Here is a 26,785-nt window from a genome sequence, read left to right as displayed (position 1 = left end):
CGCGTCCGAATCGGCTAGAATGAGGCGACACTCGATTCCGAGGAGGCGCCTCATGGCTGAATTTCAGTTGTATAGCTACTACCGCAGCTCCTGTTCCTATCGCGTGCGTATCGCACTTCAACTAAAGCGGCTTCCCTTTGTTTATCAGGCCGTTCACCTGGTTCGCGAGGGCGGCGAACAACGCCAGCCGGATTACCTGAAGCTGAACCCCATGGGCCAGGTTCCCTGTTTGATCCACGATGGAAAGGCCCTCGCCCAATCCATGGCGATCATCGAATACCTCGATCGAGTGGCGCCGACCCCCCGCCTCTTTCCCGAGGACCCCTGGCAAGCCGCCCAGGTTCGCGAATTGTGCGAACACGTCAATACCGGCATTCAACCCATTCAGAACCTCAAGGTCCTCCAGCGCATCGAACGCGACTACGGCGCTTCCGGCGCGAACAAGGTCGCCTGGGCCAAGGCATGGATCGAAATGGGATTCGAGGCACTCGAACACGCGCTGACCACCACCGCCGGTCTCTGCTCCTTCGGCGACGAAGTCACCGCCGCGGATCTGTTCCTGGTCCCACAGGTTTACAACGCCGACCGGTTCAAGGTCGACATGACAGCCTTCCCCACGATTGCCCGCATCAACGAGCACTGTCTCGCGCTCGAGGCCTTCCAAAAAGCCGAACCCGCCAACCAACCGGACACCCCCGCGAACTACGGCGCCTGATCCCTGGCATTCGAAGAAAGGATGGTTCCCAAACGATGAAAGTGATTCTGAGCCGTACCGACAACTTGGGGGATGTGGTCCTCACGCTCCCCATGGCCGGTGCCCTCAAGGCGGTTCACCCCGATTGGGAACTGTTTTTTTTGGGAAAAACCTATACCAAGCCGCTCATTTCGGCGTGTGAGGCCATCGATCATTTCATCAATTGGGACGAATTGGCCGCACTCGCCGAACCCGAGCAGATTCGCTACCTCGCCGACCTGGGTGCCGATGCCATCGTTCACGTGTTTCCCGACAAGCGAGTCGCCAAATTGGCAAAACGCGCGGCCGTCAGACAGCGCATCGGTACCAGCCATCGGCTCTGGCACTGGTGGACCTGCAACCGGTTGCTCCACTTTTCCAGAAAACGTTCGGAGCTCCACGAATCCCAACTGAACTTGAAACTGTTGCGCCCTTTCGGAATCGAGGGTCCATTTTCGCTTCGACAGATTCCCGACTTCTACCGGCTTACCCGCCACAAGCCCCTGTCGGCCCAGGTGGCCGATCTCATCGATCCCCACAAGCTGAACCTGGTGTTCCACCCCAAGAGCAAGGGCAGTGCACGCGAGTGGGGATTGAGCCGATTCGCCGAACTCGCCCGGCGCCTACCATCCGAGCGATTCAGGATTTTCGTCACCGGAACGGCGGACGAGGGCGCACAGGTGCGCGAAGAGCTGCTCGAGGCCTGCCCGGACCTGATCGACATGACCGGAAAAATGACCCTCGACGAGCTGCTGTCCTTTCTCGCCGCATGTGACGGCATCGTGGCGGCGAGTACCGGACCCCTCCACATGGCGGCCGCGGTCGGCACCCATGCGTTGGGTCTGTTCGCGCCCATTCGTCCCATGCACCCGGGCCGATGGGCCCCGATCGGCCTGGCCGCCGAAGTCCTGGTGGAAGACAAAACCTGCTCGGACTGTCGCAAACAGGCGACCTGTGCCTGTATCGAAGCCATCGAGGTGGCTCGTGTGGCGGCTCGAATCGAACAATGGGAGAAACACAAAAAGGCGAAAGCCTGATCGAGAGCCATCTATCGGCGCGTGCGAACCTGGATTCGGGCAATAAAAAAGCGGCCTGACAAACGGCCGCTTTTTAGTTCGTTGATTTCGATAATTGCAAGGAATCAGGCAACGCGCTTGGTAACCTTGCCTTTCTGAATGCAGCTGGCGCAAACCCACTGGCGCTTCGTTCCGCCATTGGGCATGACAACGCGAACACGCTGAAGGTTCGGATAGCTACGCTTCAGCGACACGTTGTGGGCGTGGGAAACTTTGTGCCCTTTCTGATATCCCTTGCCGCAAACTTCACAACTCTTAGCCATGATACTAGCTCCAAATGTTCCTTTTTCCGATATCTCACCAGATGGATTCAGGTCTCAACAAACGGGCTGATGAGATCACCGGGTGGCATCGTAAACGGCCGGAAACGGCGCAGACCGGCGATTCTACCAAATAAAGCCCAGAGGAACAAGTCCCGTTCCAAAACATATCGCCGAAAAGCCAGAACGGACACCGAGAACCCGGTCATGATGCGAGATCGAGAGCGCCATAACAGCCTCGATCACGCGGGATGAGGCGATAAAGGCCGACGGATTCGATGCGAAGGGAGGTGAATGCGATTCTCGAGCGATGCGTGCCGGTTCTCCGAAACGGAAACGCCCATCCGACGATGCCCGGTGGGGCGCCAAGCCCAAAGCGCATCCCGAAAAGCGAGGACATGACCGCGAACCCAGGGGGGTCTTTCGTTGGCCCGCACCGGCGCCGGGAGATAAGAAGCGAGCGTTTCAAGCCGGCCTCTGGTATATTGTGTGCCAGGAATCACGGCCAGGAAACCCGCAAATTATGTTTTTCAAGAACCAGCGCATCGGGAAATACCAGATTCTGGACACCATCGGCTCGGGTGGGTTTGGCAGCGTTTACCTTGCCCAGGATTCGTGGATCGGCAAGAAAGTCGCCATCAAGGTCCCCCACAAGCAGGGCGAAAACATGGACAAACTGCTGCAGGAGCCGCGGATGTTGGCGGAGCTGAACCACCCCAACATCGTTTCGGTGATCACGGCGGAACAAATCAACGATGTCTTTTTCATCGTGATGGAGTACGTGGAAGGCACCTCCCTCGAACAACATTTGCGCAAACACAAGCGGCTGGAACTCGAACAGGCGCTCGACTGGTTCTCGAAAATCATCGATGCCATTTGCTACGCGCATCGAAAAAACATTCTCCATCGCGACATTCGCCCCGCCAACGTGCTGATCAGCACCGACGGTCAGGTGAAGCTGGCCGACCTGGGGACCAGCCGTTTTCTGGTCGATCAGCACTTTGCCTCCACGCGGATCGGCTCACCGCCGTACATGGCGCCCGAACACTTCCAGGGCAAGGCCACCTTCCAGTCCGACATTTATTCCTTCGGCGTCCTGATGTACGAGTGCCTCACGGGCAGACTCCCCTACTTCGACAAGGACCCGCTTCGCCTCGCCAAGATCGCCCGCGAAGGCGCGATGGTCCCGCCCCATCGCTGGAATGGAGAGGTCCCCCTCGAACTGAGCCAGATCATCTGCAAATCCATGCACCGCTCCTTCGGCTCCCGATTCCCCGATGCCACGGCACTGAAAGAAGCACTGTCCAAGGTGCATCTCCAACCAGCACTTTCAACCACCCTCCAAGAGCCCGAACGAAGTCAGCATCTGTCTCAACTGATCGAAGAGGAATCCGCGGTCGCCGAGGCGAAATCGTCCACCCGCTTCCGGGAAGTCACCTCGCGAGAGCTTTCGGACCTGTTTTGCTGGAACTGTAGCCGACCGGTCCAAAAGCGATCGAACCACTGCCCGCACTGCGGCGTAGATCTCCGTTAGCGCATTCCGGCAAGTTCTTGCGTAACTCCTCAAAGGTTGGCGGGAGCCGACAATCCTCTTCAGCGTTCGAACATGACAAGATGTCGTCGTTCGCGACCCACGAAGGTGCTGGTTTTTTATCAAGTTGTTCAGATTTTTTGCTAATTTTTCCCACGTTGACGCGTCATAGAGGTGGAGGATCATTCTTTTGGAGAAGGAATCGGAAACAAAGTCCTCCGAATGGGCAGAATCCGAGGGTCTCGGTGAGATCTTGGCTCGGTTCCTGCTCTGTGGGAACGGGTTACCGCAATCCCACACCATCGTCGCCACACCGGCCCAAACGTCGCCGACCGCTTTCCATTCTTTCCTCGAAAGGGTAGATTTAGAGCACACCCCTTTCCCCAATCAGCGCGCTTGTCTTCAGTCTTCTACCCATCCGCCCGTGAAGTAACCAAGGGTTTGAATCTTTTTGGCATGAACATCCTCACCAACATCCTAAAAAACCAGCATTGGCAAAATTGGGTGAACCCGCTTCTCACCGTTTTGTTTCTCTACCTGAGTTTGCACTACTTCTTCTCCAGCGAGCCTCTCTACGAGCTGGTTTCCCAGGATACGAGAACCCAGGGCCAGGCACCCGAAGTCACCTATCACGCGCTGCCGCGGCTCTACCTGCTGGCCGTATCGGGACTGTTGTTCAACATCTTCTTCTTTCAATCGCTGAGGCTGTGGGCCCGCTATTACCTGAACCGAAAATTGTTTCTTTCCTACCTGGTGTTCGCCATTATCCCCATCCTGACCACGTTCCTGTTTTTCACCGAAATGATTCGAACCGGATTCGGCCTGTACAGCGTTCAGGCGGTCGAACGGAACCTGAACCAGTTCACGCTCGATCTCAGCGGGTTCGTAGGTCAAATCCAGACCGAACTGCGCAATACCCAGATGAACGAGCGGGAGTTGGCGGAATTCATCAACGAACTTCGCAAGAAGGAAATGCCCCATTTCAGCAAGTCGGGGGACTGCCTGGTGGACGTTTATTACCTGAGTCCCAAAATCCCCAAACAGCCGCTGACCATGGCGACCATCTACCGTGAGAGCGAAGACCCCTTCGACGAACCCTTCACCAGGGAATACACCGAGGCCTACGAGTGGGTCTACCCCAGTTGGATGCGCGATCAGTTCACCGACATCATCTTCAAGAAAAACCAGATCTACCTCTATCACATCAGCAAGGAAACCCACGGCAAGGCCGGCAGCTACCTGGTCATCGCCTCTCTGCCCACCAGCAAGACCTTCCTGAACAAACTGAGCGAGGCCCAGAAGGCACGCATTACCCTTCACAGCGAAAACGGCAGCATCAGTTCGGATCTATCCGAGGGAAAGTGGTATATCCGGCTGCTACTGCGCCTGTTCTCCAGCTCCTGGGACATGCAGGTCCTGGATTGGCAAACGGGCTACTACCGCTATTTCGGCGAAATCAAGTTCGATATCCAACCGTCGTTGATCCTGGGCACCATCGAACGCGTCGGCTCCCTGAACATTTTTCACGAGGAAGAGAAGGAGCACGTGCTCCAGATCATCGCCGGAGCGGCCGTGGCGCTGTTCCTGTGCGAGTTGATCGCCATCATTTTCGGGATTTACCTGGTTTCCTACATCACCCGCTCCCTCAACATCATCGCCCTGGGCCACGAGAAGGTGGCGCAGGGCCAACTGAGCTACCGCCTGCCCTATTTGGGTAAAGATCAGATCGGCGCCATGGGCCGCTCGTTCAACAGCATGGTGAGCAATATCGAGTCGCTGCTGCAGCAGGTCATGGAACAGCAAAAGTACAAGGAAGAACTGAGGATCGCGCGCGACATCCAAATGAGCCTGTTGACCGACGTGGCCTCGCTGAAATGGGTGGAGAACATCGCCGCTACCTGTATACCGGCACGCGAAGTGGGCGGTGACTACTACGAGATCCTCAACGCCGACGGCGGTGAAGTGGGCATATTCATCGCGGATGTCTCCGGCAAGGGGACATCGGCAGCGTTCTACATGGCCGAGCTGAAGGGCGTGCTGATCGCCTTGAGACACCTGTGGAACGACCCCAAAGCTCTGCTGATGCGCATGAACGAGATCCTGCATGCGGCACTTCAATCCAACGTCTTCATTTCGGGCGCCTACCTGCTGATCAACCCCGAAACCCAGCGCGGCAAATTGGCGAGAGCCGGCCACTGCCCGGCCTTCCACGTCCGCAACGACGGCTCGATCCACGAACTCTCTCCCCCTGGCATGGCCATCGGCATCGCCAAGAACAATGTATTCGGTAAGATCATGAAAGTGGCCGAGTTCGAGTTGGAACCGGACGACAAATTGATTCTCTACACCGACGGCCTCGACGAGATGACCTTCCACAACGAGATGTACGGCATCGGGCGACTCAAATCGGTTTTATCGGAGAACGCCCATATGGAGGTCTTCGAATTGAAGGACAAAATCCTCAACGACGTATTGGGGTTCCTGTCTTCCGGTGAACAGAACGACGATCTGACGCTGGTCGTCTCCGGCCTGCCCAAGCGCATTCCCCAACCGGCGAGAATGCGCAAGGAATTGGCATCCTGACGCGGCTTTCGAGGCGACAGCTCAGCGCAACCCGCGCGATTTCAAGGCTCTTCATCCGGGGTCGCTTCTTCGCGATCCGGCTCAGGTTCGCCGCCACGGTTACTTTCCACCTCTTTACCAGGCTGAAAGCTGGAAATCCCGATGATCAACGCGATCAAACCGCAGGACAAAAACAGCAGACCCGCCTTCAGCGTGGGTTTGCGACCGGCGTCGATCACGATGAAATCCGGATCCAGTTCCAACCGGGTCTCGGCCAGTTTTCGACGCAGCGGTGTATCGTGACCGGGCCCCGCGATCACGAGCCCGGAGATCAACTCCTCGCGAAAAAACGCGTCGTGATGCGCCAGAGCGATCTTCTTGGACTCGGCCTCGCTGATGTCCCGTGAGAGAAGCTTCTCCAACAAATCGATTTGTTCCCTGGAGGCGATTTTCTTGACGACGAACACCGGCGAGTCGTCATAAAAATTGGTGCGCACGGGAACGTAGTAGCCCTCGACCGAATTGGGGTCACCGCTCTTGTAGACCAAGGTGGTTTCGGTGTAATTGATGCGGCAATGCGAAAGAGAAAGCCAGGCCACATCGGGCCGCTTCTGAACATAGGTATCCAGGGTCAAGGAAAGCGGTTCTCGGTTTTGGTGCCAGGTCCGAATCTCACGCGCGCTGAACCAAAGGCAGACCGCAAAAACGAAAAACCAGACGAGTCGAATCAGGAGACCTATGACTCGCTTGTACAAGGCCATGCGAGATTACCTCGAAAAAGATCGCCGGCACACCGAACCCGGCATCACCGAGATGTTGGGACCCAAACGAGGGCGATCCGTGGTTGGGGCGAGTGATAGACCCGATAGAGGGCACACATAACAGAAACCGAGATCGACTCGGGTTTCAAATCGTTCAAGACCAACCAATCCGCAAATTGGTTATCGACCCCGGCCGAGTATCTCATTAATTTGCGCCAGATACCAACCTTTCCAGGTAGTTAACCAGGGCTTATCGTTGTGAATTTGCGGAGATCGCCACCCCTACATCAGAACGGAAACCCGTCCTGGAGACGCATCTGGATGAAATTACATGGAAAATCTTCGGCGCCATCGATTGCGTCGTTTTCGAACTCGGGCCGGGCCATTCGAGAAAAAACCCGGCATTTCCCTCGGGAAAAACCGGGCTGTCATGCACGGAACCAAGTCCCGTCCGTCACTCCGAGGAAGAAGCGGCCTTGTTCGGCTCCCAGAGCACCTCTTCCTTGTCCATCAAACGATTGATCCAGCGGCTCCACACGAAAAACGCATCGCTGAGGCGATTGAGATACTGAATACACAGCGGATCCACTTCGTCCTGGGTACCCAGCGCGATCAATTGACGCTCGGCCCGGCGACACACGGTCCGACAGATGTGGAGATCGGTATTTTGTCGGCTCCCGCCTGGCAACACGAAAGAGCGCAGAGGCGGACATCCCTTGTTGCAGTGGTCGATGTCGGCCTCCAATTGGCGAATGTCAGCTTCGCGAATGCGGGGTTGTTTGGGGTGCACGTCGCTCGGCAGTGTCGCCAAGATCGATCCCAGATTGAACAGTTCGTGCTGAATTCGCACCAGCACACCCCAGAACCAGTTGACCTCGGTGCTTTGGTGGGCATCCTCGGAGACCGACTGGGCCAAACTGCCGACGAAGGCGTTCAGCTCGTCCACCGTGCCGTAGGCCTCGATGCGCAGATGGTTTTTCGGGACGCGTTGGCCCCCTACCAGACTGGTCGTCCCCTTGTCGCCGGTTTTGGTGTACACCTTGGTGATCGCCAGTTTAGGATCGTTGAAACTCTTGTCTTCAGATACGGCTTGACCGCTCTCGTTTTCTTTGACCAAAACGTGTTCCTTTCATGTCGATGTTTGTTTCAGCTAGCAGCAGCTCCCGACGATGCGGGTCATCGGGAGGGATAAGGGGTAAGACTGCCTGCCGAGGGCGACCGCTCGCGGCGGTGGCCCTCGAGTTCCGTCGCGCCTATTCTAGCTCGACCCCAGCCGAAAAAGCCGACCTCTTCCGATAGCTCCAGGAGAGAAACGATGTGCCAGGCTGCGGGATTTGGCCGATCGGCACTTGGAACGAAAGGATCACACAGTCAGGCCAGGCTGAAGGAAGCGCACACAAGGCGACAAAACATAGGTTTGACATATGCCAAAGCAAACGATAGGTTGGAGATATGCTTCCCCGTGTCAGGAGGTGGTCATGAAAACCGCGCGACTTTTCAAGAACGGTCAGAATCAAGCGGTCCGATTACCCAGAGAAATGGAGTTCAAGGGTGTTCGAGAGGTTGAAATCCGCCGCGAAGGGCGCTCCCTGGTCCTCACCCCGGTGAAAAAGGATTGGATGAGTTTTGGCGAACTCCCCGCTGCCGACGACGATTTCCTGGCGGATCGGCCATCCATTCTCGAAGAGGATCGAATCCAGTTTTGACGCGGCTAATCATGCTGGACACCAACACCTGCAGCTTCATCATGCGGAAGCGACCGCCCACCATTCTCGAAACCATGACTCGATACGTCCTCGAAGGAAACCTCCTCGTCATTTCGGCAATCACGTACTTGGAACTGAGATATGGCGCCATCGGCAAAAAGGCGAGTCCGAAACACAACTTGCTTGTAACCGAGTTCGTCGATCGAATCGACGAGGTCGTCGGCTTCGATAGAGAAGCCGTGGAATCCACGGCCCGCTTGAAAAAACACCTTTCGGATCGAGGAACGCCGATTTGCCCCAACGACACCCTCATCGCCGGTCACGCCCTCGCGATCGATGCGGTGCTGGTGACCGACAACCTGGCGGAGTTCGGCCGAGTTCCCGATTTGGAACTGGAGAACTGGAAGACCGGCTCCCAATGAACGAAAGTCGCGAGCCCTACGCGAAAAGGCCGCCAGGCCCGTGGAAGGCCCGCCAACCCCCCAATCGAGGCCGAAGCGGTAAGTCTTTTAAACAAAAGGGTTGGCATTCTCCAGGGTTTTCACTAATATTAAAAGTAAAAAACATGAACTCAAAGGGCTAGAATGGATTCATGAAGCACCTGGTACTCGTGAGGATGATCGAAAACATCGCTCGGAGACCATCCACTTTTTGCCGGTTGAGAACCGAAAAGGCTCTGGGAGAGTGGGAATGAGCAGTGGTAACTTTTTTGCGCAATACACCGTGGAGTACGATCCTGGCGAGGTCATCTACAAGGAGGACGAGCCTGGCAACTGCATGTTCGTCATTAAGTCGGGCACGGTGGATCTTTCCAAGAACGCCAACGACACCAGCGAAACGATTTCCGAGCTGAGCAAGGGCGATTTTTTTGGTGAGCTCAGCATCTTGGAGCACAGCCCGCGTATGGAAACGGCCAAGGCCAAGGACAAGGTCTCGGTGGTCGTCATTCACCGCGGCACCTTTGTCAAGATGCTCAAGGCCAACATGGAAATCGCGATTCGCATGCTGCAGAAGCTGTCGACCAAGCTAAGGCTGTCCGAAGAAAAAGTCGACGAACTGTTCATTCGCGTCTCGCGCATGCAGAGCGAAGCCCTGTTGACCCAACCCAACATTCGGGTCAACAAGGAAAAAAAGGTGGCCGGAAAGCTGATATCGCTCTCTTCCAACCGGGTGTTCATCCTGAATTCCGATCGCAACCTGGTAGGTCGCTACGATCCCGTCACCGGTATCAAGCCCGAAGTGGACCTCACCTACGAGGACGACAATCGATCGGTCTCGCGGCGTCACGCCATCATTTTCCGCCGCAACAACCAGTTCTTCGTGCAGGAAGAGATCGGTGTCCTGAACGGCACCTACGTCAACGGAACCAAGGCCACCAACGGCGGGGAACACCCGGTGAAGGACCAGGACATGGTCAACTTCGGCATGCTGGCCTTCAAGTTCTACGTAGTCGACGAAGACTCTCTGCCCCAGTGAGGCTTCGGCAGAGTTCGACCTTCGGGCTCCTTCACAATCGGAAACACGACCCATTCACACGAGAATGAGAGGATTGGGTGCGCGATCGAACCGCCAGCGCAGATCGCGGCACCACGATCGTCGTGAGCTTCGCTGAAGCTCGGATTTTGACGACGGGCACCTGTGCGTTCGCACGGGGCCGGTTCGGTGTATGCGTTCGAACCTTACCGTACTTCGCATGAAAACCCTTCGCCGACGAACCTTCATCGGTCGGGACCCAGCCTCACGCCTGGGGCAGTTCGTCGGCCATGAGCATCTCGAACTTGTGATCCAGTAGGCCCCACAGGCCCTTGACGTGCTCCATGCGCTCTTCGAGCTGCTCGATCCAATGAGTGGTCTTGAAGTTGTCCAGCTTGAAGCCGCTGATGCGGAAGGTCAGGCCGTCCAGACTGAAACTGACTTCCTTGACCAACACCTTGGCGCTCAGCATTTCGCTGCCCGAATCCAGTAAACGGTCCAGTTCCCGGGTGACCGGGCCGGCCAGGGTAACCTTGGTGCCATCTCCGGTCACCAGTTTGACGCTGCCCTTCTCCGGCTCCACGATCGTTTCCGGATCTCCCATCAACTTCTGCAGGAATCGGCACCCCCAAATCGACTGGCCCGGCTCCTTCATATCCACGATCTCGTTGGGCGGCTCGTCCAAACCGCGATCGATCCAGGGCGTCTTGTATTCCACTTCGATGCCGACCCGCTGCAGCAGTTCGAGCACGGCACCGATGTGCCCCTTGGATGTGGAACCCACGTAGAGAATCAGGTTCTCGATGTAACATTCGATAATTTTCGATTTGGGTGAAGGATGCTCCATCAATTCGTCTTCGGCCAGCTTGCGCAATTGGCGGCGGGTCTGCGGCGAAGGCGGACCGACGTTCTCCTCCTCGACCTTGATCAACTCCATCAGGCGCTCGTTGATCAGGGTGCTGTCGAGCAACACCTTGTCGATGCGCACGCGGAAGGCCCAACGACCGGCGCCGATCAGGAACGGCTCTTCCGGTTTATAAGGCACCACGCCGGAACGCTCGCGAATGGCGGAGCCTGGCGTGATGGCGCGAAAGGGCAATTGGTCGAAGGGAATTTCCTCGGGCATGTTGAGAATGGTGAAGCGGGTGCAGGCGACGGCCCCGTTCAATAAGCCCATACTATCGACATCCTTGCATGTGAAATGTCGATCAGAGCGTCGCGGCACCGCCGGCCTTCCATCGTTCCCCGGGCGCAAAAGCCCACGAGATGGCCGGAAGCAATCATCGCCGGGAAACCGAAGCGGCGAACCCAACGAACCTCTCACCACGAGAAATTCGTCGCCCGACGCGAAACCACATAAACGACTCTGATCAAAAACTTCACGAGTATAGCACGGAAGCCGCGCGTCCACGCGGCTTCCCCCAGAGGCGGACCGTTCCCGGATTCGATCAGAAAATTCGCAGGAATACGATCTGACCGGTGAACTTACCCGCTTCGTCTTCCAAATCGGAATCGATCCCGTATCCCACATCGAACCGCATGATCGTGCGAAACGGCCCGATGAAATTGGCCGCCAGCCCGATGCCGTATAAATCGACGGGATCGGCGCGACGCAGGACACCGGACTCGTCGGGGAGATCGCGCCAGGTTCGGGCACCGTCCAGGGACACCGAGAACTGCAGGATGTCCTTGATGCCCACATCGTACTCGAAACGAAGGCGCACCGCCTCGTCGGCCTCGATTCCCGCCGAGCCGAACCCCGATACCCGGTTCTCGAAGAAGCCGAACTCGAAGCGCGAGAAACGATCCTGATCCCAACCCTTCAGATAGCGCACATCGGCTTGGATCGATTGAAAACCCTTCAGACGGCGCGACAGGCTGGCGTCGAACTGGAGCGTGCGATAACTGTCTTCCAACGGTTCGGTGTTGTCGGGCAGGCCCCAGGCCTCCCACTCCGAACGCTTGACGAACTCGTACTGCAGCTCCGAAACGAAACGACCGCGATTGAACTTGAGGCCCACTCGCCCGATGTTCTCGAAATGACTGGAGGGCAGGACGAAGTCCTCCGAGGTGTCGTCGGCATCGGAATAGTCGTTGTAGGCGAGGCTGTAGTTCGCGGAGAACTTGAAAAAGCTGTTGAGCGGAATTCCAAGGGTCAAATTGAAGGATTCGCGCAGATTCTCCACTTCCTGGGTCTCGTCTTCCTCGTTGTTCACGTAGAATTCGTCGCCGAACCGCACCGCACTCGCGAACACTTCGGCGGTCAGATCCCAACCCATACCGAGGAAGTCGGGATTGGAAACGATCAGGTCGTTGATCAGGCCGGCCACGAAGAAGTTGGCCTGCCATCCGCGATCCATAAAGTCGAGATCGGTGTAGTTGAACCCGCCGAGCGGCAACGGGAAATCCAGGCTCGGCTCCATGAACACACCGCCGAGCAGAAATTTTTGCGGCGGTACCGTGTCGTCCTGCAGGACCCGCTTCCCGTCTTTCAGCTTGAGGTAGCGGAAACCGCCTACCGTATCGCGCAGAATTTGGTAGTCGCCCTGGTAGGCATCCGCCAGCATGTGGTCGACGTCCGAAGCGTTGAACTGGTATTCACTGCGTTTGGTGTCGATCTGCAGCGGAATCGTTTCACCGACGACGTTGATGATTTGGAGGTTCCGTTCGCCGACTTGGACCCAAAACCGCTCGCCATCGTCTTCGACCCAATCGAAATCGGCGATCATCTCGTTACCGATGACCGGTGGTTCGAGTCCGTTTTGGATGGCACGGATGCGTCGATGGGCACCGGTCTCCTGGTCGAACCAGACCGTGCCCGACAGGAAATCACCCTCACTCTTGGGTTGGAACCTGACTTTCCAGGTCTTGAACCCATCGATGGTGTCCTCGCCGGCATAGCTGTACGCGTAGGACTTGTCCAAATCGATATCCATCGGCGCGCTCTGCAATTTTTCCGGCTGGATCAAGGGCAACTCGGGCAGTTTGGAATAGGGCCACTTGACCCCGCCGAAGTAGAGTTCCTTGCGGATACGCTCCGCCGGTCGATCCTTGCGCAAAACCAGGGTGTCGTAAAAGGTGACGTCGATGGTCGCACCGGATGCGGCCTGGTAACGGTAGTTTTGTTTCTCCAAAACCACCAGCGATTCGAACTTCTGACGCTCGCGATCCTTGAACACCTGGTTCTTGACCACCAGCTCGTAGGGATCGATGCTCTTTTGTTCGACGATTTCGATGGACTCCATGGTTCCGGAACGCTCGGACGGCTCCAAGACAAAGAAATAGTAGGGTTCGCCGGCAGACAGGCGGAACTCGCTGAGGCGCCCGTACTGCTTGTGGCGAAAGTCGGCCTTTTCGGGATGGAGCAAGGTCGGTTTCAGGCCCTCGGCCAACCGGAACGAGAAGAGGCGATCGCGCTCGGCATCGCCGTAGACGCCGAGGTGGTAGTTCCCGCTGTCCGGATCGAAAAAGAACACGGCCTCCTCCGAGGGCATGTTGGCCAGCTCGGGCTGCACGTCGAGACTGCCGGTGCGGGTGGCGCTGATCGTCTTTAGAAACGCATCGTGGGTGTCATCGATATCTATGTTTTCGAACAACACGTGACTGATCCCCAGGGATGATGCCTCGACCAGGGTTTGAAGTACGCGAGCCTTGGGCACCTCGACCCGCTGCCACAGCTTGCCGGTCTCATCGGCTTCGGGAATGTAGGGATCGTCGGTAAAAACGTAACCGTCGATATAGGCCGCCAACTCGTGCTCCAGCAGGGCATCGATCTGTTGCGGCGCGGCTTCCATGCCCACTGCCACCTCGGCGCCGCGAGTCTTGAGCGTCACGATGAGGCTCTTCAACTTGAAGGCCGCATCCTTCCAGGCCGGTGCCCAGCCGGAATCGACCTCGATGAGCAGATAATCGATGTCCCGATCGGGCAGGGCCCGATCCAAGTCGGCGGGGATCGCCAGGCGAAGGCTTCGACTACCCGGTTGGTCCAGGTCGATCCAGCGCGGCAGGGTTTCGCGAGCCTGCTGGGCCATCAGGGGACCCGCCACCTGGGTAAGCGCCAAAAAAAATAGCCCACACCAGATCGTTTGAAACGATCGGCGGGGCGAACCCTTGGATTTGCCGTTCGGCTCTTCCGAGAATGTGTAAGAAAAAACAGACGCCCTGTTCATGGATAATTCCTCTTCTCGTTGGGGTAAAAAGACCGAGAGGTCTGAATGTCGGTATCTCTTTCCAAAGGTGGGAGCCGTCAGGAGCGACACCGGCCGGGAGGCGTTGGGGATACCGGACCTCTTCTTCAAGGGGCTTTGGGGCAAGAAGCTTGCCGTATAGAACGATCGATCTCCTTGAAATCCTTCCACACCCGGGAAGCCCACCGCGAAAGGATTCTTTCGAGGTTGCTAAGTCTAGCCCAGGGTGGGTGATAGGGCGGGAGAATTTCCAAGCCCGAGTCGGCCGCGCGCGGCCCGAATCTCGAGAGGCGAACGATATGCGAGGGCAACCCGTTTATACGTAGTCAGCAGCAAGAAACCCGGCATCCGTTCTCCAGAAGTCGATGACCGATTTCTATACGCCTGGCTTCGGTGCGCCGAAGTACGGTGCCCTGGATTCGAGCCCGAAGCGCCGACGACGCCCTCCCCAGGTAGGAGGGGTTATGGGCTCCGAATCCTTCGAAACGGGTCGCCACGAAATTGCAATGTCCATAATCTCCTGCGACCAATAGCTTTGGGGAAGCCCGGCATCGAAAATCCGGCTCCCTGTCCAGCCAGGCGATCCCACTCGACCGTTTTGACCTTTCCCTTTCCTGGCCGGGCACGAGCCTATCGGGAGAGGTTTTCGTAAGATGGGCGGCCAACGGAGGTCGCGCCGTTTGCGAGCGTGGCTTCGACCGGTCGCCATTCCTGGGCCGCCAACCGGGGAAACACAGGGTAAAATGAAGGGGAACACTCCTGAATCGAGCCCCTTCGCGGGGAATCTAGGCAAAAAACGCGGCGACCAATTGACAGAAGTGTTCGATTTCCTATAATAAGTTGTTTCGCCGCGGGGGTCGGGAAACATGTTGGTTAACTTAGGCATTCTACAATCTGACAAGCCGCTCTTCCGTGAGCATCAATGGCCGCATCTCGAGTGGCAAACCTCTTCCGGAAAAGCCGGCTTCGAAGACGTAACCGCGTCTTTTCGGTTTCGAACGGATCCATTGGGTTACGTTTTGTACTTTCAAGTCAAAGCCAACGTCACCCTTTCCTGCAATCGTTGCGGCGGCCCGCTCCGCCTTCCCGTCGAAGTTTCCGACTGGGTGTCGCTGCGAACCAAGCAGCCGGCGGATGCACATGTCGTCCTTGGCGGCGACGAAATGAACATCCGATTCATTACCGATCTCGAGTTTGACGTGGACAATTTTGTTGGTGAAATCATTGAACTGGAAATCCCCGCCTATCCGCGCCACGCGGAGGACGATCCCTCCTGCGAGATCCAACCGAGAGAGGAACCAGAAGAACCCCCGGCAGCATCACCTTTTTCCGTTCTAGAAAAGTTCTTGGACCGGTGATCCGCCCTCGCCACGAACCCGAACAAACCGTGTCGTTTTGCGGTTTGATGGGGTCGGTGAGCAATTGAACCCCCAAAAATTGACGAGAATCGACTAAGATTGATTTCTTTTTAACACCCATCAGGGTATTTCAGTGAGACACTGAAAGAAGATCATAAGGAGCTAGTGAAATGGCCAATCCCAAGCGCAGAACGTCCCACAGCCGCCAAGGCAAGCGGCGTTCTCACCACGCCTTGACGGCGTCCGCGACTACTACCTGTTCCAACTGCGGCGCAATCGCGCGTCCGCACCGCGTTTGTTCCTCCTGCGGCTGGTACGGAGGCAAACAGGTCGCTGCTGTAGAGGAAGAATAAGGCGCGAATCCGGAGCGGCGGTGCAGCCCTCCGAAATCGCGGAGTGATCGAATCCAATCAGTCAAAGGGCAGGAAACATGAGCTCAAAAGTTGCGCTTGTGACGGGCGGCTCCCAAGGCATCGGGTCGGCGATCTGCCGTCACTTGGCCCAAGCGGGGTTCAAGGTCCTGGTGGCCAGTCGCAGTGCTCAAAAGATCGAGGCCGTTGCGGACAATCTGAAGGCGGAGGGCTTCGAGGCCGAACCGCTGGTTTTGGACGTCCAAGCCATTGACGGCTTCAAGGAAACGGTTCAAAAGATATGCGCCGAATTCGGCGGATTGCACGTTCTGGTCAACAACGCCGGCATCACCGCCGACAATTTGATGCTCCGCATCAAGCCGGACGCGTTCGACTCCGTCATTCAAACGAATCTTCGCGGTGCCTTTTTCCTCAGTCAGGCTGTCCTGAAACCGATGATGAAACAGAAATGGGGGCGTATCATCAACATCACCTCGGTCGTAGGGTTGATGGGCAACGCCGGCCAAACCAATTACGCCGCTTCCAAGGCAGGACTGGTCGGCATGACCAAGTCCCTGGCTCGCGAAGTCGGCTCGCGCGGCATTACTGTCAATGCCGTCGCACCGGGTTACGTCGATACCGAAATGACCCATGACCTCAGCGATGAGGTCAAAGCGTCCTTTTTGACCCAGGTCCCCTTGGGACGCATGGGGAATCCCGAGGACGTGGCCCACGCTGTCTCTTTTTTGGCCAGTGAGGGTGCCGGTTACGTAACCGGTCAGGTCCTCACGGTTGACGGCGGCCTTTATATGTGACGGCTAGATCCGCGCGAGTGGACCAGCCCCGAAAACATCTTTATCATTGTTGAATTCCGAGGGAGGAAGCGATGTCAGATATCTTCGAACAAGTCAAAAGCGTGATTGCCGAAGAGCTGGAAGTGGAAGAGTCTCAAGTTAGCATGGAATCTCAAATCGTCGACGATTTGGGTGCCGATTCTTTGGACGTAGTCGAGCTCATCATGCGCCTCGAGGAAAAGTTCGAAATCGAAATCCCCGACGAGGACGCCGAAAAAATCCAAACCGTAGGCGACGCGGTCAAGTTTATCGAAGCAAAAATGAATTAAGGCCCATTTTTCGGCCTGCTCCGGAACACCTGCCTCGAGTGAACGCTTCACTTCAGGCAGGTGTTCTTGTATGGGCATCTCGTATCGAGAAGCGCTTGCCTCCTCCCGAACGTATTGGGAATAATGAGCCCAATCGCGGCACTCTCGGGAAGTTCAGCCGGCGGTTGTCTCTCTCGGTCGCCCGGGCGCCCATCGCATGTTGTTCAATGCACCGTCCTTTAGCCGGCCATTCGGCCGTTTTTCGAAGGAAACGATGTCAAGGGACGTCGGCGTTCGACGGTGTCCTGTTTCCACCACGAGGAGGATCACTTGAGAAGAGTTGTCATCACCGGCCTAGGTGCCGTCAGTCCTTTGGGACACGATGTTGAAACCACTTTTGAAAATCTTCTCCAAGGTAAGTCGGGTATTGTTTCCGTTTCTAAATTCGATACAACCAATTATCCCAGCCGCATCGCCGGCGAAGTGCGCGATCTCGACATATCGCCCTACCTGACCCCGAAAGAAGCCAAAAAGGTCGATCAATTCATTCAGTACGCCCTGGTCGCCGCGGCCGAAGCGTTTGACGACTGCGGGATCGATCTGGAAAAGGTCGACCTGAACCGATTCGGCACCCTCATCGGCTCCGGCATCGGCGGCCTGCCCATGATCGAACGCCAGCACAAAATCCTGCTGGAGAAAGGCCCCCGCCGGATCACCCCCTTCTTCATTCCCTCGCTCATCATCAACCTCGCGAGCGGCCATGTCTCGATCAAATACGGACTCAAGGGTCCCAGTTCCGCGCCCGCCACGGCCTGTGCCACCGGCACCCACGCCATCGGCGACGCCTTTCGCATGATCCAACACAAACACGCCGACCTGATGATCGCCGGCGGAACCGAAGCGGTGGTCACCGGCTTGGCCATGGCCGGGTTCGGCTCCATGAAGGCCCTGTCCACCCGCAACGACGAGCCGGACAAGGCGAGCCGCCCATTCGACCGCGATCGCGACGGATTCGTCCTGGGCGAAGGTTGCGGCCTGCTGGTCATGGAAGAGTACGAACACGCCCGCGCCCGCGGCGCCAAGATCTACGCGGAAATCACCGGCTACGGGATGTCCAGCGACGCCTTCCACATCACCTCGCCCTCGGAAGACGGCGACGGTCCGATTCGCGCCATGCAGGCGGCCCTCGCCGATGCCGAAGTGAATCCCGAAGAGATCGACCTGGTCAACGCCCACGGTACCTCGACGCCCGCCGGCGACGCGATCGAAGCCCGTGCGATCGCCAACGTATTCGGCGACAACACCAAAGAACTGATGGTTCACTCCACCAAATCCATGATCGGTCACCTGCTCGGCGCGGCCGGCGGCATGGAGGCGGTCATCCTCGCCAAGTCGCTGCAGACAGGCAAGATCCATCCCACGGCCAACCTCGACAACGTCGATTCTTCGGTCGCCTTCGATCCCTTGCAAGGCGATGCCCGCGAAAAAGACATCTCCATCGGGCTTTCGAATTCGTTCGGATTCGGCGGCACCAACGGCAGCTTGGTCTTCAAAAAGATCTGAAGCGGCCGCGACCGATCGACCAAAGCACGCACCCGCCGTGTCCTCGATCGAGTCAACGTATTTCAAACAAACGACGAGGCTCTTCATCTGCTAGGATGAAGGGCCTTCTTCGTATTTGGGAAGCGCGCTCGCAACCGGCATCCCTTTTCCTCCATCCCTACTGATTTTCATTTCGAGAGGTTCGCGGTCATGGCATCTCCCTTCCAAGAATCGACCGATCTCGTGCGGGTCCACGCCGCTGGGCCCGTGGAAGCAAAGGCCACGGTGCCCGGCTCCAAGAGCCTGACCAACCGCTTCCTGCTGCTGGCCGCCATGGCCGAGGGCAGCTCTCTTCTGAGCAATCCACTCTCCAGCGACGACACGCGCTACATGCGAGAAGCGCTCGCCCAATTGGGAGTCGCGGTGCAGGAAGAAACCCAGGGATGGCGGGTCACGGGTCGCGGCCGCTGGCAGTCTCCATCCGAGACCCTGTTCATCGGCAACGCCGGCACGGCCATGCGCTTTCTCACACCGGCCCTCGCGGCCTGTTCCGAACAGGCCGCCATTACCGGCAACGAGCGCATGCTCGTCCGCCCGATCGGCGACCTGGTCGACGGTCTCCGCCAGCTCGGCGTCACCGTGACGTACACGGGCCAAGCGGGTTATCCGCCACTACGCGTTCGCGGCCCGCTGACCAGCGGCCGTGCGGCGATTCGCGGCGACGCCTCCAGCCAGTACCTTTCCGGCCTGCTGATGGCCTTGCCGTTGGCGCAGGGCCATTCCGACATCCACATCGAAGGTTCGCTGGTCAGCCGAACCTACGTCGACATGACCCTCGACTGCATGGCCGCCCTGGGTGTCAAGGTCGACCCCACCGCCGATTACACCCATTTTTCGATTCCGGGCAACCAGCGTTACCAGGCCCGCGCCATCGCCATCGAGCCGGACGCATCCACGGCCAGTTACTGGCTTGCACTGCCGCTGATGGTGGGCGGCGGGGTCACGATTCCGGAGATTCCGGAAAAAAGCCACCAGGGCGATTTCGGATTGATCGAGATCCTGGAGAAGATGGGCGCCAGGGTCGAACGCAACGAAGGCGCGATCCGAATCGAGGCCGCCGAACTACGGGGCGTGGACGTGGACATGAACACCCAAAGCGATGTGGCCCCCACGTTGGCCGTCGTCGCGACTCGCGCCAAGAGCCCCACCACCATTCGCAACATCTACAACATGCGCATCAAGGAATGCGACCGCATCGACACCTTGCAAAGAGCTTTCGACAGCCTGGGCCTCACCATGGAAAGCGGACGTGATTGGATCAAGGTGTATCCGGGAAGGGTGTCGCGCCCGGGCACGGTCGACCCCGAGGACGACCACCGCATGGCGATGGTCTTCGCGCTGCTGGGGCTGGCGGACGGCGGAGTCTCCATCACCACTCCCGAATGCGTGGCCAAGACCTATCCGAATTTCTATCGGGATTTCGGTCGGGTTCTGGCCCGGCGCGACTGAGGCTCGCCACGCCAAACGTCTGTGCGCCATCGGGTCGGAACCCATGCCCGGATGGCGCGCGCTCCTCCGCACCCTAATTCCCAAGATCGGCGTAAGATCCGGACATCTCGGTTCGCCTCACCGGGGAGGAGGTCATTCCATGTCCGGCACACAGTTTCCAACGGAACCCTTTTCCTACGAAGACAAGCCCATTCAGCACGACATCCAGGTGGGCCCCACACCGACGGAAAGCGAAGCCCACGACACCGAAAAGGGTGGGCTTCCCATTCTTTCCCATTTGGTTTCCTTCGCCCTCGGCGCCGTCTGCACCGGCATCGTCTGTTTTCTCCTTTGGCCCGCACCGACACCGCGGTTGGCGGGGGCCACGCCTCCGCCGGGCGACGAGCCCATCGAGGCCGTGGCGATTCAAGAAGATCCCGTCTCGGCGCCCGAGACGCCCGCCGCCGATCCCCCCGCTCAGGCCCCTCCCGCCGGCACTTATCGCAACATTCCCGATCCCACCAGGGTACCGGGTGGTCAGGCCTGGATCGATCATCGCGTCCAGCCAGGTGAAACCATTCGCAATCTCTCCGCCAAATACGGCGTGGACGCGAAGGACCTGTATCTCAAAAACGGCGGGCGCTTCGTTCCCCGGGTGGGTCAAACCATCAAGGTGCCCAAGTTCGAGTACCCCAGTCACCGGGTCAAGCCGGGCGACACCCTGTTCGCCATCGCGGCCCGATACGACACGGACATCCAGTCGCTGCGAGACTTGAACGGGTTGACCACCAGCAACTTGAAGGTCGGACAGCCGCTGCGGGTCCGGTAAGTCCGAAGCGAGCCCCCTTTTAGAGCCGCTTTCTCTCCGGATTTGGGTATGATGAAGGGATCCCTTCGAACCGGCCTCCCCGTCCATCCCATTGCGCGGGGACGGGCCGCGGCCGCCGTTTCAGTCAGGACCAGCCCATGTCCCAAGTCACCGACATTCAAAACGACCACAACGCCGACCACATCGAGGAGCTCACGCGCGAGGTTCAACAGATCTGGCCCGGGTTCCACCACAAGATCCTCGGCAAGCTGGGCGAAGGCGGTTGTGGGCGCACGCTGAAAATCCTGTGGACCCTCTCGCGCAAGCCGGCCGTTCTCAAGTACCTGCTCTCGGCCGCGAGCGCCGCCCGGCGCCAGAACCCAGAGGCGACCTTCAACAACCTCAAGCACGCCCAATGGCAACGCCTGCTGGAACAGGAAGCCACCGTGCTGTGGGCCTTCCGCGAGTTCGAAGCAGCGGTCACGCCACTCGAGTTGCACAGCAGCTTCGTGGGCTTCGTCATGGAGTTCGTACCGGCCGGCAACCTGCTCGGCAACCTGGACAATGGCCTCGATTGGCGCGAAAAGGTACGTCGCCTGCTGCCGGTGGTGGAGTTGCTCTCGGCCATGCAGAACGAGGGCATCTACCATCGCGATCTGGCCCTGGACAACCTGTTCCTCACCGAAAACCAGGATTTGAAGCTGGGCGACTTCGGCTTGCTGCACAATATCGATGCGCCCATCGTGCCCTTGGTGGGTTGCGGCAAGCCCGGATATTTCCACCCCGACATCAAGGCCTTCCGCAAGCAGCCGGACGCCTTCGGCAGGCTCCGCAACGACCTGCAGGATGTCTACGCCATCTGCATTTGCCTGATGAGTTGGGTCAAGGGCCTGGATCCCAATACCCAGAAATCGCGTAACTGGCTCCGGGAAGGCTACCCCGAGCTCAGCCACGCACTGGACCCGTTTTTGTTCCCTTCGGGCCACTATCCCGATTTCGCCACCGGCATCGGCTCCTTCCAGGAACTCTTCGGGGTGTTGACCAAGGTGGCCAAGGCCAAGTCGGGCGTGCAAAACACCGCACCGGTCAAATCCACCCCCTCGCGCATCAGCCCGATCGAAGAGACGTTCAGTTCCATGCAACACCAGTTGCAACATTGGCGGAACTCGGGCTTCTCGGACGGGGTCGATTCGGACGCGGTCATTTCCGGTTCGCCGGTCCTGAGTTGGGAGGCCCACGACGGCCTGAAGATTCGCTACGGCTTCGTGACCAACGAGGTCCTGCAATCCCTGATCAACCACGATCCGGCCTGGCCTGAAGCACCGCTGGTGAACCCGTCACCCTTTCCCGGCGACATCCGCATCGCTGGCACCATCACCTGGGACCAGGCCTTCTACCTCGCCCGTCATTTCGACCTGAAGCTGCCCAGCCTTCACCAGGCGCGCCACATTCCGCTGCCCGGCACCGCGCTCACTCAGATTTGGACCAGCGAGGACTGCGACGGCGAAGGACAGCGCTTCACCCTGATCGAAAACAACGCGGTCGTGCGGGAAAAGATCGAGTTTCGCGGCAGCACCAATCCCTACCGCGTCTGTTGCCTGGTGGAATCGATCTGACATCGCATCGAAACCCTATCCTCCAGCGAACGGGCCTCCACCAACGAGCCCGTCACCGAAGCCGCGCGTGCGCCCAAAAGCCAGGGCCACCGCATTTTCCGCGGCACCGATCACGGATATGCCACCCGCTTGAAAGGTAGCGGCACTTTGTGTCTCTCCTAGTTGCATCCACGCCATTCATACATTCACAGCGTGCCAATTCGAGGGGAGCGAAGATGAGTGCCTTCAGGGATTTTCTTGCCCATCAGATCACGGAGAGAGGCGGGCGCTGGGGCCGCGCCGTTTTTTTGGGAATCACCCTTTATGTTCTTTGGGAAGTCCTTCGGTTCGTCTTGTTGATGCTTGCACCAGAAAATCAACCGTTCCTTTTGAGAACCGTGGTTCAGACCTGCGAGCTGCTGTTGATTCTGGCCCTGCTTCACCGCGCCTTTCGACCGGGCAAAACCTCGGCCGATACGTTCGAGCGTCGCTACCTGCTCGCCGTCTGGGCGCTGTTCGGCGTCTGGCTGATCGTCATGGTGCCCATGGGCTTCGCCATCCGCGACCCCTACCTGTACGGGCAACCCAATCTCCAGTCATTCCACGGGACCTTCAGCCACGTGGGCCAGTTTCGCTGGTTCCTGGTCGTGGTGTGGTTGACCGGCGGGCTGGGGGCGGCCCTGCTCTACAGTTTCAAGAAGCGTTGGGCGGACGTGGACGAAATCATGTTACCGCTGGTATGCCACTTGGTTTTCACGGGTTTGGTGATGCTGGTGCGATTGGGGCCCGACCGCATGAAAACCGCGGCCCTGGGCTGGAACCAGACGCTGTTCTTCGTCATCGGCAGCCTGGTGTTCGCGGTCTTGATCTGTCCCCCCTTCCGCGAACGCCTGATGAGCTTCGCCGAACGCTATCCCTACATCATCCTGATGGTCACCCTCGCCCTGATTGCCGGGACCTTCCTGTTCGGCACCGCCCTCTCCGGGGGCCGCAAGCTCTGGTATCGCTTGGGACCGGTGACCCTCCAGCCGATCGAGATTTCCAAGATCCTGTTCGTGTTCGTGGTCGCGACCTTTCTGGAAAAGAAAGCCCACCTGTTTCAAAAGAGCAACCGCATCTCGTCCCTCGTCTCGCTCGGCGCCCTGTGTCTGAGCCTCTTCGTGATTCTACTGCTGCAAAAAGACTTGGGACCCATCATGGTCCTGGTCATGGTGTGCATGTGGATGTTCGTCACCGTCAGCGGCCGGCTGGACATTCTCATGGGCGCGGGCCTGGGCATCGGCGGCATCGTGACACTCGCCTTCCTGACCCGCTGGCCCTCGATGGTCTACCACCGCATCATGGATTTCGTCGATCCGCTCAGCTACTCCAGCCAAATGACCTACGCCCTTTGGACCCAGGCGTCCGGCGATTTGTGGGGCACCGCACCCGGACTCAGTAAAGCCTTCAAGGTGCCGGTCATCGAGTCGGACTACATCTTCACCGCGATTCTGGCAGAAAAGGGCTGGATCGGCGCTTCGGTCCTGTTGCTCGCTTTCCTGGCGCTGACACTGCGGGGCTTCCAGTTGGCACGCTTCCTCTCGGTGGCGAGCCGGCGCGACGCCACCTATCTCATGGGCCTGGTCATGGTGCTGTTCGTCCAGCAGGCGGTGATCGTGGCCGGCAACCTCAACCTGTTTCCGCTTTCCGGCCTGACGCTGCCGTTCGTCTCCGCCGGCGGTTCGAGCCTGGTGGTCAATCTAGGCGTGCTGGGCCTGGTCATGGGGTTGGTCGCACGCCACACCCGCAAAGCCACGGTCGAGGAACGCCATGGGGTCGCCACCTCGCAACCCGCTCAGGCGACCAGCAGCCCGATCCCCTTGTTCCCCAGCGAAATCCCGACCGAGTCGCCCGCGCTGAAATCCATGTCATTCACGAGCGCCACCGCGGATCCGCACCTGAAACGCGAAACCTGGATCCCCACCTCGCCGACGCGCATGCCCTGAGCCGGAAAAAGGAGAGAAGATCATGAAGAAGTCGGTAGACCTCAGTGGTTACTACTGGATGATCCCGGTGGCGGCGGTCGTCGGAGTCACGGTCGTCCTGATGGGCGGGGCCTTTCGCAACAGTGTGTCCGACCCCTACGCCAAGAGTTACATCGAGGATTTCGAACACCAACAGAACTTCAAGATTTTCTGCGAAGAAAGCCTGCTGACGGACGACGGTGCCGGCGGGGTGCGCGCCGATTGGGAGCGGTTCTACGCCTACGTCAAAACGAACTACAACCTGGGCCGCATGGTGGCCGAAGCCGAGCGACGGCTCGCGACCGGAGAATCGCCCGCGGACGAATCGAGCCCCTTCAAAGGCCAGTGGAATCGGCTGCGCGCCATGGGCGTGGTCCACATCGACGATCGCGGAAAGGCCTACATCGACGGCGAGGCCTTCCACAAGCGTGCGCTCAAAACCACCTTCGGGCGACATTTCCTCACCGCCGCCCACAACGTTCACCGCTTCCGCCTCGGTGAGGACGGCCAGGTACGGGCCGACGACTTCTACTTCCGCGAAACCAACGTATTCTCGGTCACCCGAGTCCTGCCGCGCGGCTCGATCTACGACCGCCACGACCGCGAAATCGTCGGATGGTCCCGAGGCCGCCGCGATTACCAAAACGCCAGTCCGGGCGTCTTCCACATCGTCGGCCTGCCCAATCGATTCGGCTTGGAGGCCCGCATGGACGAAGCCCTCTCGCCCAAACCCGATCGCGGGTTGCACGACATGCTCGGCCTCTACGGTCGCGATCGCCGCGGAGACGATCTCCAACTCAGCATCGACGGGCCCCTGTCGGAGACGCTGTACAACGCCTTCGACTTTCCCAAGGGTCGCAAGGCCGGCGCGGCGGTGGTGCTCGAAGTGGGCACGGGCCGCATTTTGGCCGCGGTGAGCAGCAACGCCCCCAACCCGGCCGAATGGCGCGCCAAGATGGACGAGCTGATGCGCGATCCCGACCGCCCCCTGCTGAATCGGTGCTGGGACGAACTCTATTTTCCCGGCTCCACCTACAAAACCGTGGTGGCGGCCTCGATGCTGGAACACAAAGAGATGGTGGGCCCCTTTCGCGTGCGGGAAAAAGCGGAGTTCCTCAAGATTCGCAACAACCGCAACAAGGTCCGCAAACACCCCATCGACCTGATCAGCGCCTATGCCTATTCGTCGAACACCTACTTTGCGGAGAAGGGTGTGCTTTTGGGCCAGCGCACCAAGGAAACGGCCGAGCGCTTCGGCTTCAATCGACCGATCGAACTGCTCGCCAACGTCGAAGATGCCAAACCCTGGACCGCGGTCGCACCGGTCGCCTATCGCGGTGGCCAGAGATTCCGCTTCCGGAAACGCGGTGACCAGCGGCTGGTGGCTCAATTCTCGATCGGCCAGAACCAGATCAAGAGTCACGCGCTGCACATGGCCGGCGTGATGGCCACCATCGCCCAAGACGGGGTCTGGATCAATCCCACGATGATTCAGGGACGACGCGAAGGAGCACTTGCCAGAGAAGAAGAGAACACGCGACCGTTCGAATCCTTGCCGACGGGAAAGACGCGCCGCATCATCGCGACGGACGACGCGACCAAACTGCGCCAAGCGGCCTGGGCCACCATGAACCGATCCGGAGGAACCGGATACGCCGGTGAGCAGATCTACCGCGAGGAAACGGAGGCCGGGATCGTCTACGTCATCGCCAGACGCAACCAGTTACCGCGCGAACAATTAGTCCCCAGTGCGGGCAAGACCGGTACCGCCGAGCACGGCCAAAAAAAGAAGCCCGCGCATTCCTGGTACATCGGCTACGCACCGGCCGACAACCCCAAGGTCGCGGTCGCGGTGGTCGTCGAGTACGCCGGTTACGGTAGCACCTACGCCATGCCGATCGCCATGAAGGCCATGGCCGGCGCCCTGCAATCGCTGGAGACCCCACCCGAGCAGGCGGACTTTTGAAGGGAGGCCTCGCGGCCGACGGTCGAAGGCCCGGAAGGCCTTCACTTGTCACAATTCTGGATTTTGAACAAAATCGTCACCAAGCGTGACGGGAGTACCGGAACCGATTCTCGTTCGAAGCCAAATACACGTTTTTGGCCGATCCCTTGGGGCCCATCGGCCTTTTTCCCTTGGTCCGCCAGAACGGGCGAGATCCAGGTAAATCCAGCAAATAGATCTTACGGCGTAAATACATCACATCGCATGGTTGGTGTCCCCCTACACATTTTGAACATTCACGGTTG

Annotated in this window: 22 protein-coding genes; 17 read left to right on the top strand and 5 right to left on the bottom strand. The window is 58.6% G+C overall.

Features of this window, described 5'->3' with window-relative positions:
* Positions 1-52: 52 nt before the first annotated feature.
* Together maiA and J3U87_RS15910 are read left to right on the top strand one after the other, a co-directional pair.
* Entirely contained in the window at positions 53-715 is a 663-nt protein-coding gene (gene maiA, locus J3U87_RS15915; protein WP_237384043.1) for a maleylacetoacetate isomerase, read from the top strand.
* 35 nt (positions 716-750) lie between these two features.
* Positions 751-1,770 carry a glycosyltransferase family 9 protein gene (locus tag J3U87_RS15910; protein WP_237384042.1) on the top strand — a complete coding sequence of 340 codons (1,020 nt, stop codon included), beginning with the start codon at positions 751-753 and terminating at the stop codon, positions 1,768-1,770.
* A 104-nt stretch (positions 1,771-1,874) separates the two neighbouring features.
* Here the strand turns inward: J3U87_RS15910 and rpmB are convergent, their stop codons facing one another.
* Positions 1,875-2,072 (bottom strand): 50S ribosomal protein L28, encoded by a 198-nt coding sequence (rpmB, locus tag J3U87_RS35285; RefSeq protein WP_237384041.1) that lies wholly within the window; start codon positions 2,070-2,072, stop codon positions 1,875-1,877.
* 520 nt (positions 2,073-2,592) lie between these two features.
* Here rpmB and J3U87_RS15900 point away from each other — a divergent pair.
* Positions 2,593-3,603 (top strand): serine/threonine protein kinase, encoded by a 1,011-nt coding sequence (locus J3U87_RS15900; protein WP_237384040.1) that lies wholly within the window; start codon positions 2,593-2,595, stop codon positions 3,601-3,603.
* 453 nt (positions 3,604-4,056) lie between these two features.
* Positions 4,057-6,183 carry a PP2C family protein-serine/threonine phosphatase gene (locus J3U87_RS15895; protein WP_237384039.1) on the top strand — a complete coding sequence of 709 codons (2,127 nt, stop codon included), beginning with the start codon at positions 4,057-4,059 and terminating at the stop codon, positions 6,181-6,183.
* A 41-nt stretch (positions 6,184-6,224) separates the two neighbouring features.
* On the opposite strand, the gene J3U87_RS15890 is transcribed toward J3U87_RS15895, so the two are convergent.
* Together J3U87_RS15890 and J3U87_RS15885 are read right to left on the bottom strand one after the other, a co-directional pair.
* Positions 6,225-6,923, bottom strand: coding sequence for a hypothetical protein (locus tag J3U87_RS15890; protein WP_237384038.1), 699 nt, complete (start codon positions 6,921-6,923; stop codon positions 6,225-6,227).
* 454 nt (positions 6,924-7,377) lie between these two features.
* Positions 7,378-8,040, bottom strand: a complete 663-nt coding sequence (locus J3U87_RS15885; protein ID WP_237384037.1) for a cob(I)yrinic acid a,c-diamide adenosyltransferase — start codon at positions 8,038-8,040, stop codon at positions 7,378-7,380.
* A gap of 361 nt (positions 8,041-8,401) precedes the next feature.
* On the opposite strand from J3U87_RS15885, the gene vapB reads away from it, so the two are divergent.
* From vapB to J3U87_RS15870, 3 genes are all read left to right on the top strand, one after another.
* Positions 8,402-8,629 (top strand): type II toxin-antitoxin system VapB family antitoxin, encoded by a 228-nt coding sequence (vapB, locus tag J3U87_RS15880; RefSeq protein WP_237384036.1) that lies wholly within the window; start codon positions 8,402-8,404, stop codon positions 8,627-8,629.
* The gene (locus tag J3U87_RS15875) at positions 8,626-9,051 is read left to right on the top strand and encodes a type II toxin-antitoxin system VapC family toxin (RefSeq protein WP_237384035.1); all 426 of its coding nucleotides are present in this window, start codon (positions 8,626-8,628) and stop codon (positions 9,049-9,051) included. Before vapB ends, J3U87_RS15875 begins: the two co-directional genes overlap by 4 nt.
* Positions 9,052-9,319: 268 nt before the next feature.
* A complete protein-coding gene (locus J3U87_RS15870; RefSeq protein ID WP_237384034.1) occupies positions 9,320-10,105 on the top strand; it encodes a cyclic nucleotide-binding domain-containing protein in 786 nt (261 codons plus the stop codon).
* Positions 10,106-10,367: 262 nt separating this feature from the next.
* Here the strand turns inward: J3U87_RS15870 and J3U87_RS15865 are convergent, their stop codons facing one another.
* Positions 10,368-11,279 (bottom strand): hypothetical protein, encoded by a 912-nt coding sequence (locus J3U87_RS15865; RefSeq protein WP_237384033.1) that lies wholly within the window; start codon positions 11,277-11,279, stop codon positions 10,368-10,370.
* A gap of 271 nt (positions 11,280-11,550) precedes the next feature.
* A complete protein-coding gene (locus J3U87_RS15860; RefSeq protein WP_237384032.1) occupies positions 11,551-14,133 on the bottom strand; it encodes a BamA/TamA family outer membrane protein in 2,583 nt (860 codons plus the stop codon).
* A gap of 1,022 nt (positions 14,134-15,155) precedes the next feature.
* Between J3U87_RS15860 and J3U87_RS35280 the strand changes: the two genes are divergently transcribed.
* The 10 genes from J3U87_RS35280 to J3U87_RS15810 all read left to right on the top strand — a co-directional run bounded on the left by J3U87_RS35280 (position 15,156) and on the right by J3U87_RS15810 (position 26,501).
* Positions 15,156-15,647: a DUF177 domain-containing protein gene (locus J3U87_RS35280; RefSeq protein WP_420038270.1), complete on the top strand. Its 492-nt coding sequence runs from the start codon at positions 15,156-15,158 to the stop codon at positions 15,645-15,647.
* A 170-nt stretch (positions 15,648-15,817) separates the two neighbouring features.
* Positions 15,818-16,000, top strand: coding sequence for a 50S ribosomal protein L32 (gene rpmF / locus J3U87_RS35275; RefSeq protein WP_237384030.1), 183 nt, complete (start codon positions 15,818-15,820; stop codon positions 15,998-16,000).
* Positions 16,001-16,077: 77 nt separating this feature from the next.
* Positions 16,078-16,812 carry a 3-oxoacyl-ACP reductase FabG gene (fabG, locus tag J3U87_RS15845; protein ID WP_237384029.1) on the top strand — a complete coding sequence of 245 codons (735 nt, stop codon included), beginning with the start codon at positions 16,078-16,080 and terminating at the stop codon, positions 16,810-16,812.
* A 71-nt stretch (positions 16,813-16,883) separates the two neighbouring features.
* Positions 16,884-17,120: an acyl carrier protein gene (locus J3U87_RS15840; protein ID WP_237384028.1), complete on the top strand. Its 237-nt coding sequence runs from the start codon at positions 16,884-16,886 to the stop codon at positions 17,118-17,120.
* Between the two features lie 309 nt (positions 17,121-17,429).
* Positions 17,430-18,662 carry a beta-ketoacyl-ACP synthase II gene (fabF, locus tag J3U87_RS15835; protein WP_237384027.1) on the top strand — a complete coding sequence of 411 codons (1,233 nt, stop codon included), beginning with the start codon at positions 17,430-17,432 and terminating at the stop codon, positions 18,660-18,662.
* 189 nt (positions 18,663-18,851) lie between these two features.
* Positions 18,852-20,150, top strand: coding sequence for a 3-phosphoshikimate 1-carboxyvinyltransferase (aroA, locus tag J3U87_RS15830; protein ID WP_237384026.1), 1,299 nt, complete (start codon positions 18,852-18,854; stop codon positions 20,148-20,150).
* A gap of 139 nt (positions 20,151-20,289) precedes the next feature.
* Positions 20,290-20,958 carry a LysM peptidoglycan-binding domain-containing protein gene (locus J3U87_RS15825; RefSeq protein ID WP_237384025.1) on the top strand — a complete coding sequence of 223 codons (669 nt, stop codon included), beginning with the start codon at positions 20,290-20,292 and terminating at the stop codon, positions 20,956-20,958.
* A 137-nt stretch (positions 20,959-21,095) separates the two neighbouring features.
* Complete coding sequence (locus J3U87_RS15820; RefSeq protein ID WP_237384024.1) at positions 21,096-22,553, top strand: protein kinase domain-containing protein; 1,458 nt, start codon at positions 21,096-21,098, stop codon at positions 22,551-22,553.
* 215 nt (positions 22,554-22,768) lie between these two features.
* Positions 22,769-24,517: an FtsW/RodA/SpoVE family cell cycle protein gene (locus tag J3U87_RS15815; RefSeq protein WP_237384023.1), complete on the top strand. Its 1,749-nt coding sequence runs from the start codon at positions 22,769-22,771 to the stop codon at positions 24,515-24,517.
* A 22-nt stretch (positions 24,518-24,539) separates the two neighbouring features.
* The gene (locus J3U87_RS15810) at positions 24,540-26,501 is read left to right on the top strand and encodes a penicillin-binding transpeptidase domain-containing protein (protein ID WP_237384022.1); all 1,962 of its coding nucleotides are present in this window, start codon (positions 24,540-24,542) and stop codon (positions 26,499-26,501) included.
* Positions 26,502-26,785 lie beyond the last annotated feature (284 nt).

The organism is Sulfidibacter corallicola (assembly GCF_017498545.1).
GTDB lineage: Bacteria > Acidobacteriota > Holophagae > Acanthopleuribacterales > Acanthopleuribacteraceae > Sulfidibacter > Sulfidibacter corallicola.
Note: the sequence above shows the minus strand (reverse complement) of the source record. Positions and strands in the feature narration are given on the sequence as shown.